This window comes from Pseudonocardia sp. HH130630-07 (assembly GCF_001698125.1).
Classification (GTDB): domain Bacteria; phylum Actinomycetota; class Actinomycetes; order Mycobacteriales; family Pseudonocardiaceae; genus Pseudonocardia.
The window spans coordinates 5611901-5624509 of the sequence record NZ_CP013854.1 but is presented as its reverse complement, the minus strand read 5'-3'; the positions used below and the strand labels follow the sequence as shown (position 1 = coordinate 5624509).

12 protein-coding genes are annotated in these 12609 nt (G+C 73.9%); 3 read left to right on the top strand and 9 right to left on the bottom strand.

Features of this window, described 5'->3' with window-relative positions; all coding sequences use genetic code 11:
• Positions 1–33: 33 nt before the first annotated feature.
• Genes AFB00_RS26600 through AFB00_RS26585 form a run of 4 tightly spaced genes read right to left on the bottom strand, consistent with a single transcriptional unit; the run spans position 34 to position 3302 of the window.
• Positions 34–510: a thioesterase family protein gene (locus AFB00_RS26600; protein WP_335726544.1), complete on the bottom strand. Its 477-nt coding sequence runs from the start codon at positions 508–510 to the stop codon at positions 34–36.
• A gap of 8 nt (positions 511–518) precedes the next feature.
• Complete coding sequence (locus tag AFB00_RS26595; RefSeq protein ID WP_068799453.1) at positions 519–1508, bottom strand: 3-hydroxyacyl-CoA dehydrogenase NAD-binding domain-containing protein; 990 nt, start codon at positions 1506–1508, stop codon at positions 519–521.
• Entirely contained in the window at positions 1501–2394 is an 894-nt protein-coding gene (locus AFB00_RS26590; RefSeq protein WP_068799452.1) for a 3-keto-5-aminohexanoate cleavage protein, read from the bottom strand. The genes AFB00_RS26595 and AFB00_RS26590 overlap by 8 nt, the downstream gene beginning before the upstream one ends.
• The gene (locus AFB00_RS26585) at positions 2391–3302 is read right to left on the bottom strand and encodes a TetR/AcrR family transcriptional regulator (RefSeq protein WP_068799451.1); all 912 of its coding nucleotides are present in this window, start codon (positions 3300–3302) and stop codon (positions 2391–2393) included. Before AFB00_RS26585 ends, AFB00_RS26590 begins: the two co-directional genes overlap by 4 nt.
• Before the next feature lie 193 nt (positions 3303–3495).
• Here AFB00_RS26585 and AFB00_RS26580 point away from each other — a divergent pair, with 193 nt between their 5' ends.
• Both AFB00_RS26580 and AFB00_RS26575 read left to right on the top strand, forming a co-directional pair.
• On the top strand, positions 3496–4977 hold the full coding sequence (locus AFB00_RS26580; RefSeq protein WP_068800702.1) for a mannitol dehydrogenase family protein: 1482 nt from the start codon (positions 3496–3498) through the stop codon (positions 4975–4977).
• Between the two features lie 76 nt (positions 4978–5053).
• The gene (locus AFB00_RS26575; RefSeq protein ID WP_068799450.1) at positions 5054–5599 is read left to right on the top strand and encodes a dihydrofolate reductase family protein; all 546 of its coding nucleotides are present in this window, start codon (positions 5054–5056) and stop codon (positions 5597–5599) included.
• Here AFB00_RS26575 and AFB00_RS26570 read toward each other — a convergent pair.
• The 4 genes from AFB00_RS26570 to AFB00_RS26555 form a co-directional block, all read right to left on the bottom strand.
• Positions 5578–6222, bottom strand: coding sequence for a TetR/AcrR family transcriptional regulator (locus tag AFB00_RS26570; protein ID WP_068799449.1), 645 nt, complete (start codon positions 6220–6222; stop codon positions 5578–5580). The two genes, AFB00_RS26575 and AFB00_RS26570, sit on opposite strands and share 22 nt — an antisense overlap.
• A gap of 145 nt (positions 6223–6367) precedes the next feature.
• Positions 6368–7114 (bottom strand): polyphosphate--glucose phosphotransferase, encoded by a 747-nt coding sequence (gene ppgK / locus AFB00_RS26565; protein WP_068799448.1) that lies wholly within the window; start codon positions 7112–7114, stop codon positions 6368–6370.
• Between the two features lie 14 nt (positions 7115–7128).
• Positions 7129–8763 (bottom strand): phosphoglucomutase (alpha-D-glucose-1,6-bisphosphate-dependent), encoded by a 1635-nt coding sequence (gene pgm, locus AFB00_RS26560; protein WP_068799447.1) that lies wholly within the window; start codon positions 8761–8763, stop codon positions 7129–7131.
• Positions 8764–8858: 95 nt separating this feature from the next.
• A complete protein-coding gene (locus AFB00_RS26555; RefSeq protein WP_083275850.1) occupies positions 8859–9947 on the bottom strand; it encodes an AbrB family transcriptional regulator in 1089 nt (362 codons plus the stop codon).
• 122 nt (positions 9948–10069) lie between these two features.
• On the opposite strand from AFB00_RS26555, the gene AFB00_RS26550 reads away from it, so the two are divergent.
• Entirely contained in the window at positions 10070–10963 is an 894-nt protein-coding gene (locus AFB00_RS26550; RefSeq protein ID WP_083275849.1) for an alpha/beta fold hydrolase, read from the top strand.
• Between the two features lie 58 nt (positions 10964–11021).
• Here AFB00_RS26550 and AFB00_RS26545 read toward each other — a convergent pair whose 3' ends face one another.
• Positions 11022–12584, bottom strand: coding sequence for an alpha/beta hydrolase (locus tag AFB00_RS26545; RefSeq protein ID WP_068799446.1), 1563 nt, complete (start codon positions 12582–12584; stop codon positions 11022–11024).
• Between the last annotated feature and the right edge of the window lie 25 nt (positions 12585–12609).

The window sequence follows — 12609 nt, the reverse complement described above, 5'->3', positions numbered from 1 at the left end:
GCCCCGGAGAGACCCGGGGCCGCGGTCGCGGGCTCAGGTCGGGGGCCGGTGCACCGCCGTCCCGCCGGAGCGGAGCGACGCGATCGACCGCCCCGCGTGTTCCGGCTCGTCACGGTCCCCGGTACGGGCGGCGAGCCCGTCGAGGAGGGCGGCGACGTCGTCCGGGAACGGCACCGTGCCGTCCGGCCCGACGTGCAGGCACATCAGTTCCTCGGTGGCCGCCCGACGGCCGCCGGTGTACAGCTCGTGCCAGAGCCGGAGCCGCTTGGCGTCCCGGCCGAGCACCCGGGTGCGCACCTCGAGATCGGCGTCCGGGCCGATCTCCTGCAGGTACCGCACGTGCGCCTCCACCGTGTACAGCGAGCAGCCGCTCGCGGTGCGGTAGGGCCCGTCCATGCCGGCGCGTTCCATCAGCGCCGTCGTCGCGTCCCCGAACACCAGCACGTAGTACGGCTCGGACAGATGACCGTTGTAGTCGATCCACTCGGGTCGTACGCGGTCCGTGTGCACCAATGCGGTCACGATCGCCCCGCCGGGTCCGTCCCGGCTCCCGCGGCCCGGGCCGCCGCGACCGCCCGGCGGACCGCGATCACGGCCCGGTCCCGCTCGGCCACCAGCTCGGCCATCGGCCGTCCACCGGCGCTGACCTCCGCCCCGTCGACCATGTCGTCGCGCAGCTCCGGGGTCAGCTCCGGCGCCTCCAGACGGGTCCAGGGCGCCTTCAGCGAGGGCCCGAAGTGGTCGAGCATGTGCGCCATGCCGCCCTCGCCACCGGCCAGGTGGAAGGTGAGACAGGGGCCGTGCACCGGCCAGCGCAGTCCGGGCCCGTCGGTGATCGAGCGGTCGATCTCCTCCGGGGTCGCCTCGCCGGCCGCGACCATGTGCAGCGCCTCGCGCCAGATGGCCTCCTGCAGCCGGTTCGCGATGAACCCGGGCAGCTCCCGCTCCATCTCGATGACCGACTTGCCGATGTGGCGGTAGAAGTCCGCGGCCGCGGAGACCGCCCAGGCCTCGCTCCGCTCCCCGCCGACGACCTCGACCAGCGGGATCAGGTAGGGCGGGTTGAACGGGTGCCCGACGACGAGCCGGCCGGCCACCGCCGGGTCGATCTCGCACGCCATGTCCGACATCGGGAAACCCGACGTCGACGACGCGACGACCACGCCGGGCCCGGCCGCGGCGGCCAGCTCGGCCAGCAGGGCGCGCTTGAGCGCCAGGTCCTCCGGTGCGCTCTCCTGCACGAAGTCCGCACCGGCCACCGCCTCGGCGGCGGTGCCGAACAGCTCGATCGCCCCCGGGTCGGCGCCCTCGGCCAGCCCCAGCTCGGTCAGCGCCGGCCAGGCGGCGTCGATCACCCGGCGCAGCTTCTGCTCGGCGTCCGGTGCCGGGTCCCAGGCCCGCACGGTGAGGCCGCGGGACAGGAAGTAGGCGGCCCAGCCGCCACCGATGACCCCGGCACCGATGCAGGCGACGGTCCGGATGGTGACGGGACGCTGCTGCTCAGGCACCGGCGCGCTCCTTCAGACCGAGGATCTCCCGCGCGCGGTCCGGCGTGGCGACCGTGGCGCCGAGGTTCTCGACGATCTGCACCGCACGCTCGGTGAGCTGCTCGTTGGTGGCCTTGACCCCGCGGGACAGGTACAGGTTGTCCTCCAGCCCGACCCGGGCGTGCCCGCCGGCCAGGATCGACTGGGCGACCCACGGCAGCTGGTTGCGGCCGATGGCGAACGAGGCGAAGTTGGCCCCCGCGGGCAGCAGGTTCACCTCCGCGGCCAGCACGCCGGGATCGGCCGGGGCGCCGTAGGGGATGCCCATGCACAGCTGGAACAGTGGCGGGGCGTCGATCAGGCCCTCGTCGACGAGCGTCGTGGCGAACCACAGCTGCCCGGTGTCGAAGATCTCCAGCTCCGGCTTCACGCCGAGCTCCTGCACCCGCTTCGCGCCCGTGCGGAGCATGTCCGGGGTGGAGATGTAGAGCTGGTTGCCCTCGCCGAAGTTGAGCGAGCCGCAGTCCAGCGTGCAGATGTCGGGCAGCAGCTCCTCGACGTGCGGGAGCCGTTCGAGCGCGTTGACCAGGTCGGTGCCGTCGACCGGCTTGAGCGGGTCCTCGGCGTCGATGACCAGGTCGCCGCCCATGCCGGCGGTCAGGTTCAGCACGACGTCGACGCCGGAGTCGCGGATCCGGGTGACGGTGTCGCGGTAGAGCTCGACGGCGCGCGAGGGGTCGCCGGTCTCGGGGTCGCGCACGTGGATGTGCACGACGGCTGCGCCGGCGCGGGCCGCCGCGATCGCGTCGGCGGCGATCGCGGCCGGGGTCACGGGCACGTGCGGGCTGCGGCCGGGTGTGTCCCCGGCCCCGGTCACCGCGCAGGTGATGACGACGTCACGGTTCATCCGTTCTCCGTCCGGTTGGTCGTGGTGTCCGGGCACGCGAGCACGGCCCGGTCGATGAAGTCGTGCAGGACCGCCCGCATGCCGTCCGGGCCGGTGCCCGGCGTCCCCGCCATGACCTGGATCCCCAGGCCGTCGACGAGTGCGGTGAGCGGGCGGGCGAGGTCGGCGGCCCCGCGGACGAAGACGCCGGTCCCGGCGCCGTCGGTGAGCGTCATGGTGACGCTGCGGAACCAGCGGTCGTAGGAGTCCCAGTACAGCTCGCGGCGCGACGGGTCGATGGCCGACTCCGCCCAGACCTGGATCCAGATCGACCACTCGCGGCGGAGCAGCTCGCCGTCGGGCAGCTGCAGGTCGATCAGCCGCAGCAGCCTCCGGTGCGGGTCGGCGATCTCACCGAGCGCGGCGACCTGCCGGTCGAAGGCGAGCTTGACGTTGTGCCGCAGCGCCTCGTCGAGCAGTTCCGAGCGGCTCGGGAAGTGGTAGTGGATCGCCGCCGGGCTGGTCCCGCAGGCGTGCGCGACGTCGGCGGTCCGCACCCGGTGGTAGCCGCGGTCGGCGATCAGCACCCAGGCCGCGTCCAGGATGCGGCGGCGGGTCTCCCGGGAACCCCTGCTGCCCGCGGGCTGCTCCCGGGTCGCGGCCCGGCCGACCGGGACGGCGGTGTGGGTGCGCGCGTCGTCACGGCCGTGCAACAGCCGGTTGACCGTCTCCCCGGTGACGTCGGCGATGGCGAGCAGCTCGCCGGCGGCGAACCGGCGGCGGCCGGCCAGCGCCTTGGACAGCTTGGTCTCCTCCAGCCCGATCGCCGCGGCGAAGCGGCGCTGGGTCCAGCCGTCCCGTTCCAGCAGCTGACGCACCCGCGAGGCGATCGCCTCGTCTCCCGGTGGCGCCGGCCGCAGATCGGACATGAAGTGGGACGCTAGTGCTGGACTTGCGATCGTCGCAAACAACGAACGCATAACGCCCAGTTCACGAGGGTGTGGTGCGTCTTCTCCGGTGCGCCGTTCAGTTCGCTGCGGTAACGGGCGCCGGACTACGCGTGCGCCCTGGGACGCGCTGTAGGGTCCCGTGGCGACCGAGTCGAACGGGGGAGAGGCCGCCATGCGCTCGCTGGACGAGAACGCGATCTGGACCGAGGGCGTGGACGGGGTGGACGTCCCGGGATACGACCGCGCCGGCGTGCGGACCGGCATCGTCCACATCGGGGTCGGCGGGTTCCACCGCGCCCACCTCGCCATGTACGTCGACTCGCTGCTGACGGCCGGCGAGGGCCGTGAGTGGGGGATCTGCGGGATCGGCGTGCTGCCGTCGGATGCGCGGATGCGCGACGTGCTGGCCGCCCAGGACGGGCTCTACACCCTGGTCCGCAAGGAGGCCGACGGCTCGCTGGCGCCGCGGGTGGTGGGGTCGCTGGTCGACTACCTGTTCGCTCCGGACGACCCCGAGGCCGTCGTCGAGCGGATCGCGCACCCGGACACCCGGATCGTCTCGCTGACGATCACCGAGGGCGGCTACGCGATCGACCAGAAGACCGGCGAGTTCGACCCGGAGTTCCCCGGCGTCGGGGACGACCTCGACGCGATGGCCGCCGGGCGGGCGCCGTCGGGCGCGTTCGGGCTCGTCGTCGAGGCGCTCGCCCGCCGGCGGGACCGCGGCACCGGCCCGCTCACGATCATGAGCTGCGACAACATGCAGGGCAACGGCGACACCGCGCGCCGGGTGTTCACCGGCGTCGCCCAGCTGCGCGACGCCGGGCTCGGCGCCTGGGTGGCGGAGAACGTCACCTTCCCGAACTCGATGGTCGACCGGATCACCCCGGCCACCGCCGACTCCGACCGCGCCGCGCTCGAGGAGCGCTTCGGGCTGCGCGACGGCTGGCCGGTCGTCTGCGAGCCGTTCACCCAGTGGGTGCTGGAGGACCACTTCGCCGCCGGCCGCCCGGAGTTCGAGCGGGCCGGGGTGCAGGTCGTGGAGGACGTCGTCCCCTACGAGTTCATGAAGCTGCGGCTGCTCAACGCCACCCACCAGGCACTGGGTTACCTCGGCTACCTCGCCGGGCACCGCTACGTGCACGAGGTCGCCCAGGACCCGACGTTCGCCGCGTTCCTGCGCGGATACATGGACGCCGAGGCGACGCCCACGCTGCGCCCGGTCCCGGGGATCGACCTCGACGAGTACAAGGACACGCTGATCCGGCGGTTCGCCAACCCCGGCGTCGCGGACACCCTGATGCGGATCAACTACGGCAGCTCGGACCGGGTCTCGATCTTCCTGCTGCCGGTGGTGCGCGAGCAGCTCGCCGCCGGGGGACCGGTCGACCGGGCCGCCGCCGTCGTCGCCGGGTGGTGCCGCTACGCCGAGGGCACCGACGAGCAGGGCGGGACCGTCGAGCAGCAGGACCGGCTCGCCGACGAGCTGACCCCGCTGGCCCGGCGCGAGCGCTCCGAGCCGCTGACCTTCCTGCGCTACCGCCCCGTCTTCGGTGACCTCGCCGACGACGAGCGCTTCGCCGGGGCGTTCCGCCGGGCGCTGGAGTCGCTCTACGAGCGGGGCGCTGCGGCGACCGTCGCCGAACTCGGGTGATCCTTCCCGGCCGATGATTTCCGGTGGCGCCCCCGGTCGGAGTTGACGACGCATCCGCCCGATCAGGGGAGACACCGTGGGAACCATCGACGTGCACGAGTTCATCAGCCTCGACGGCGTGGTCGAGGACCCGTCGTGGACGGCCGAGTACGGCTTCACCGACGCGATGGGCGCCGCGATCGGCGCGCTCTGCGACCAGGCGATCCTGCTGGGCCGCACCACCTACGAGGCGTTCTACCCGGCCTGGTCGCCGCAGGGGCACGACGAGGAGTCCGGTGCGGCGTTCTTCAACGGTGCGCCGAAGCACGTCGTGACCTCGACGCTGACCGATCCCCTGGAGTGGGAGAACGCGTCCGTCCTCGGGGCGTACCACCCACGCCGGATCCAGGAGCTGAAGGACTCTGTCGACGGCGGCATCTACGTCAGCGGCAGCGCCACCCTGGTCCGGGCGCTGCTCGCCGACGGGCTGGTCGACACGCTGAACCTGTTCGTCTACCCGGTGGCGCTCGGCGCCGGGCAGCGGCTGTTCGCCGAGGGGCAGCGGATCCCGCTGCGGCTCGTGGCGTCCGAGGCGTACGACAACGGGGTCGTCCGGATGACCTACGGGCCGCCCGGGAACTGAGTCGGCGACGCCCCGGCGAACGCCGCACGGGCCTGGGCCAGGACGTCGGCGTGCACCGCGCCCGCGTCCGGCCCGGCCGGATCATCCAGCCAGACGGCGACGGTGACCTGCAACACCGCCATCGCCCCGGCAGCCGCGACACGATGCTCGAGCCGCGGATCGGCGACGCCGTCGCGGTCGGCGAGCGCGTGCGCCACGGTCGCCTCCAGCGTCCGTCCCACCTGCGCGATCCTGCCGGTCAGCTCGGGGTGGGCTCGTAGCAGTTCCAGCTGGCCGTGCCAGATGGGGCTCGTGGTCAGGACCGCGGCCAGCGCACCGAGGACGGCCGTCGCAGCCACCAGCGGAGGGCCCGCCGGCGCCGCGCGGACCTCGTCGGCCAACTCGTCCAGTGCCGCCCCGTCCCAGCCGAAGAGAGCCGCGTCCTTGGACGGGAAGTAGTTGAAGAAGGTGCGCGGCGCGACGTCGGCGTCGGCGCAGACCTCCTCGACGGTGAAGGCCTCCGGTCCCTGGCGCAGTGCCCGGTCCAGGGCAGCCGCCCGCAGTGCGGACCGGGTACGCAGCTTCTTGCGCTCCCGCCGCCCTGGGCACGAGCGTTCCTGCTCCGCGACGGTCACGCCGACCATGCCGCCACCTCCCGCGCCGACCCCTTGTGTGTCTCCAGTGTGCTCCCGGCGGGACGAACCGAGCAAACGTCACGTGCCGTCGCCGTACCGTTCGGGAGAGGCGGACCGGGACACGGGACGACCGCACCCCGCGCCGGTCGGCGGGTCAGCGGCGGGCGAGCAGCGCCGCGCCGACGATCCCGGCCTCGTTGAGCAGCGTCGCCGGGACCATCCGGGTCCGGGTCCGGACGTGCGGCGACCACTTGTCGAACTTCTTGCTGACCCCGCCACCGACGACGATCAGGTCCGGCCAGAGCAGGTTCTCCACGTGGGTGAAGTAGCGGGTGAGCCGCTCACCCCACTCCTCCCAGCCGAGATCGTCCCGCTCCCGGGCGGAGTCGGCGGCCCGGGACTCGGCGTCGAACCCGTCGATCTCCAGGTGCCCGAACTCGGTGTTCGGCACGAGCCGGCCGTTCACGACGAGCGCGGTGCCGATCCCGGTGCCCAGCGTCGCGAGCAGGACGACGCCGTCGGCCGAGCCGGCCGCACCGAACTCGGCCTCGGCGACCCCCGCGGCGTCGGCGTCGTTCACCAGCAGCGCCTGGCGGCCGGTGACCCGCTGCAGCACACCGGCCGCGTCGCAGTCGATCCAGGAGGGATCGACGTTCGCGGCGGTGCGGGTGACCCCGTGCTGGACGACGGCGGGGAAGGTGCACCCGAACGGCCCGGTCCAGCCGAACTCGTCGAGGATCTCGGCGACCGTCTCGGCGACCGACTCCGGGGTCGAGGGCTGCGGGGTCGGGATCCGCACACGGTCGTCGGCCAGCCTGCCCTTCTCCAGGTCGACCGGCGCGCCCTTGATCCCGGACCCGCCGATGTCGACACCGAAACCGTGCTCGTGCTTGCTGCTCACGTCGTCGTTCCCCCTCATCCGGCCAGCGCGGTGGCGACCACCTCGCGGGCCTCCGACTGGATGGCGGCGAGGTGTTCGGCGCCACGGAAGCTCTCGGCGTAGACCTTGTAGACGTCCTCGGTGCCCGACGGCCGCGCCGCGAACCAGCCGGAGCCGGTCACGACCTTGAGCCCGCCGAGGGCCGCGTCGTTGCCCGGTGCGCTGGTGAGCCGCGCCGTGATCGGGTCCCCGGCCAGCTCGGTGGCGGTCACCGCGCCGGAGTCCAGCTTGGCCAGGGCCGCCTTGTCCTCGCGGCTGCAGGCGACGTCGGTACGCGCGTACGCGGGCTCACCGAACCGGCGGGTGAGGTCGGCGTAGTGCTCGGTCGGGGTCCGGCCGGTGACGGCGGTGATCTCGGAGGCGAGCAGCGCGAGCAGCAGGCCGTCCTTGTCGGTGCTCCACGGCGACCCGTCGCGGCGCAGGAACGACGCCCCGGCGCTCTCCTCGCCGCCGAAGGCGATGTCACCGGAACGCAGGCCCGGGACGAACCACTTGAACCCGACCGGCACCTCGACCAGCGGGCGCCCCAGGTCGGCGGCGACCCGGTCGATCATCGACGAGCTCACCGCGGTCTTGCCGATACCGGCCGCGGACGGCCAGCCGGGCCGGTGCGCGTACAGGTAGCCGATCGCGACGGCCAGGTAGTGGTTCGGGTTCATCAGGCCGCCGTCGGCGGTGACGATGCCGTGCCGGTCGGCGTCGGCGTCGTTGCCGGTGGCGATGGTGAACGGGGCGTCCGACGACATCCGCGAGACCAGGGACGCCATCGCGTACGGCGACGAGCAGTCCATCCGGATCTTGCCGTCCCAGTCCAGGGTCATGAACCCGAACGCCGGGTCGACCTCGGGGTTCACCACGGTGAGGTCCAGGCCGTAGCGCTCGGCGATCGCGCCCCAGTAGTCGACCGACGCACCGCCGAGCGGGTCGGCGCCGATCGTGACCCCGGCGTCCCGGATCGCCGCCATGTCCAGTACCTGGTCCAGCGCCGCCACGTACTCGCCGCGGTAGTCGTAGCGCCCGGCCTCGACCGCGGTCGTCCGCCGGACCCCGGACAGTCCGGCCTCCAGCAGCGCGTTGGCGCGGTCGGCGATCCAGGACGTCGCGTCGGTGCCGGCCGGGCCGCCGTCCGGCGGGTTGTACTTGAAGCCGCCGTCGGCGGGCGGGTTGTGCGACGGGGTGACGACGACGCCGTCGGCCAGGTGCGCGGAGCGCCCGGCGTTGGCCACGAGGATCGCGTGCGAGATCGCCGGGGTGGGCGTCAGGCCGTCGCGGGAGTCGAGCACCAGCTCCACGCCGTTCGCGGCGAACACCTCGGCCGCGGTCCGGGTGGCGGGCTCGGACAGCGCGTGCGAGTCGCGCCCCAGGAACAGCGGGCCGTCGATGCCCTGTGCGGCCCGGTACTCGACGATTGCCTGGCTGGTTGCGGCGATGTGGTCGTCGTTGAACGTGGCCGCCAGCGCCGAGCCGCGGTGACCGGAGGTGCCGAAGGCGACCCGCTGGACGTCGACCGCCGGGTCGGGCCGGGTGTCGCGGTACGCCGCGAGCAGCGCGTCCACGTCGATCAGGTCCTCGGCGCGTGCCGGGGTCCCGGCGCGCTCGTGCACGGACATGCGGTGTCCTTCCGTCCGGATCGATTCGGTGACAGCCTGCCGCATGCACCCGTCCCGCCGCACCACCTGTGCGCCACGAGTGTGGATCTTCGCGGTCAGGTCGCGGGCCCGGCGCCCAGCCGGCGCCCGACGAACCGGGCGATCCACGGCGCCGCCAGCAGCATGAGGACCACCCGCAGCACCTGGACCGCGACGACCGAGGTGACGTCCGCGCCCGAGGAGATCGCCGTGGCGAGCACCGCGTAGATCCCGCCGGGGGTGGTCGCGAGGTAGCCCTCGAGCGGCGTCATGCCGGTGAGGTGGGACAGCAGCATCCCGAGCGCCGCGCACAGCGCGACGACGGCGAGGATCAGTGCGGTCGCCAGCGGCAGCACTCGCACGACGGTGCCGAGGGCCGCCCGGGTGAACCGCAGCCCGGCCTGCCAGCCGATCACCGCATAGGCGACCTCGACCAGCGGCATCGGGACGGCCGCGTCGAACGAGAGACCGGCCGTGCTGATCACCAGCGCGACGACCATGGGCCCGAGCAGCGCGGCCGCCGGCACCCGCGCGAGCCGGCCGAGCGGGATCCCGATCAGCACGCAGGCGGCGGTGATCGCGAGACCGACCCACCAGGGAGCCTGCGGGGCGGCCGGTGCACCGGTGGCGCCACCGCCGGTCCCCGCGCCGTAGGCGAGCGCGGCGACGACCGGCATCGTCGCCGTCACCAGGCCGACCCGCAGGTACTGGATGACGGCGACCATCCGCTCGTCACCACCCAGCTCCCGGCTGATCGCGACGAGCCCGGACGCGCCGCCCGCGGTCTGCGCGAGCATCCCGGTGAGCGGGGTGACCCCGCGCTGGAGCCCCATCAGCAGCCCGGCGGCCATGGAGACGAGCAGCGTCCCGAGGCTGATCAGGAGCACCGGCACCCCCTGCGCGGCGACCGTGGCGAGGGTGTCCGGGCGGGCCAGCAGCCCGATGACGATGCCGATCACGGCCTGCGCCCCGGACGTCGCCGGGCGGGCCACACGATCGGGCCCGAGCCCGGCCAGCGCGAGCACGCTCGCCACGAGCAGCCCGGCGAACAGGGCCGGCGACGGCACGTCGAGCGCGGCGAGGGCGATCGTGCCGACCGTCGTCAGGCCGCCGAGCAGGAGCCAGCGCCACCAGGGGACCTCGCGCAGACGTGCCGCCGTCCTCACCGTGTGATCACCCGTGCCAGCGTAGGTAGGCGCCGCCCGGGTGTCCCGGTGAGCCCGCCCACCTGCCCGGGGGCGGTCTGACCGGGACACCGCACGGGCCGGAGGGTGCTACGTTCGCGATCGTGTCCGGTACCGAGGACATCGTGACCAGCGCCGGTCCGATGTACGTCACGCGGTGGGACGGTGCGTCCGAGCCGGTACTGGCGGTGCACGGGGTGTCGAGTACCGGGCTGCTGTGGCGGTGGCTGCACGACGCCGCCCCGGACCTCACGCTGATCGCACCGGATCTCGCCGGCCGGGGCGGTACTCCCGCGTCCGCCGTCCGGCCGTCGTCGCCCGCGGCGCACGCGGACCGGCTCGCCGATCTGACGTCGGCGCTGGACCTCGGGCCCGTGCACGTGATCGGCATGTCGATGGGCGGATTCGTGGCCACCGAGTTCGCGGTGCGACACCCGGAGCTGACCCGGTCGGTCACCCTGGTCGACGGCGGGCTGCCCCTCCCCGGGCCACCCGCGCCCGTCGGGGCGACGACCGCGCGACTGCGCGCGGCCTACGCGAGCGACGGTGTGTGGCCCGATCCGGCGGCCTACGCGCGGCACTACTGCTCGACGGCGGCCCCGCTGTGCGATCCCGCCGACCCGCGCACGGCGGAGGTGCTGGCCCACGAGCTCGTCCCGGCCGGGGACGGGGTGCGGGTCGCCAGGGACCTCGACACCGTCGTCGAGGACGCGGTGTCGATCTTCTGCAGCTCGGCGGGGCGCACGGCGTTCGACCGGCTCGCGGTACCGGTCCGGGCGCTGTACGCGGCGTGGTCGGTCGGGCCGGACACTCCGCCGTTGTACCCGGCCACGCACGTGTCTGCGCTGGTGGGCGGGTCGTCCGCGCTGGTCTCGGCCGAGCTGCTGCCCGAGGCCGACCACGCGGCGACGGTGATGACCGACCGGGGGGCGCGTGCCTGTGCCCGGGTGCTGCGGGCCTCCGTCGACGACGCGGGCCGGCGCGGCGGTCGCGGCTGACCGGGCGGGACCGCCGCCGGCAGCGACACCGCGCCCGGCCGGGAGCGGGCCCGGCCGGTCACCTGCCGCACGTCGCGCCGGGCTGCGGGGTCGTGAGGTCGACGAGGTAGTCCGACACGGCGCGGTCGACGCACGCGTTGCCGCCGTAGAGGGCGATGCCGTGCTGGGCCGCCTCGACGCTCAGCAGGCTGCCGCCCAGGCGACGGGCCATGGTGACGCCACCCTGGTGCGGCGTTCCCGGATCGTCGGTGAGCGAGACGGTGAGCGTGGGCGGCACCGCGTCGGCGCCGGCGAGCCACGGCAGCTGCCGGCTCGGCGGCTCGGGCCATCCCTCGCACTCGTAGTGGGCCGGGCCGGCCGGGCGGCCGGGGTCGAGGAACGGTGCGGCCCGGTGCGCCCGGTCACGCAGGTCGGCCTGCTCGGCGGGGCTGCGGCGCGGGTTGTCCATGCAGCGGATGGCGAGGTTGGCGTCCATGTACGCGGCCCCGCCGTAGCTGCCGTCCGCGCCGCGCCCCAGGGCGAGGTCGCGCAGGGCGAGCAGGGTGTCGCCGCGCCCGGTCCGCAGCTCCCGGAGGCCGTCGAGGATCATCGATCGCTGGGCGGGGGAGAAGAAGGAACTCGTCACGCCCTGGACGAGGTCGGCGTGGGTCAGCAGACGACCGTCGGTGGTGGGTACGGGACGGTCCAGCAGCGGGCGGGTGAGCTCCTGGAACGTTTCGTTCGCCCGGGCGGGATCGGTGCCCAGTGGACAGTCCGGACCGGCGGCACAGGTGCTCGCGAGCTCGTCGAAGGTCCGCTGCCAGGCGGCGAACTGGGAGAGCCGGAACTGCGACTCCGACAGCTCCGGATCGACCGCTCCGTCGATCACCATCGCCCGCAGGTTCTGCGGGTACCTCTCGGCGTACATCGCGCCCAGCTCGCTGCCGTAGCTGTAGCCGAGGTAGGTCAGCTTCTCCTCGCCCAGGACGCTGCGGAGAACATCCATGTCCTGCACGACGTTGCCGCTCCCGACGCTGGTCAGCGCCTCGACCCCGCCGCTGCCGTCGCTGCAGCGCCGGGCGATGTCAGCTGCCTGCCCGGCACTGCCGACGTCGAACAGGTACGGCCCGGGTGGGACGTCGCGGTCGGCCTCGTCGTCGGTGAAGCAGTCCACCCGGGGCGTCGACGCGCCGACCCCGCGCGGGTCGAACCCGACCACGTCGAAGCGCTCACCGACCTCGGTGTTGTCCCACACCGGTCCGAGCGTGGCCACGAAGTTCATCCCGGACGCCCCGGGTCCGCCGGGGTTGACGAGCAGCGATCCGATCCGGTCGCCCCGTGCCTTCGCCCGGATCAGGGCGACCTGCCCGGTCACTCCGGCGGGGTCGGCGTAGTCGAGGGGTACGGCGACCCGGGCGCAGTCGAACCGGTCGTTCGCGTAGAGGGCCTCGTCGGCCGTCGTCGTGGCGAAGGATCCGCACGGCTGCCATGCGATCTGCTGCTCGGAGAACCGGGCCGGCGGTGGACCGGCCCCGTCCGGGCCGCCCGCCGGTGCGACGGCCGGTGCCGGTGTGCCGCAGGCGGCGACCACCGTCAGGGACAGCGCCCCCACGAGGAGTGGTAGCAGGCGGGAACGGGACATGGGGTCTCCTCGGCCGGGCGGGAAC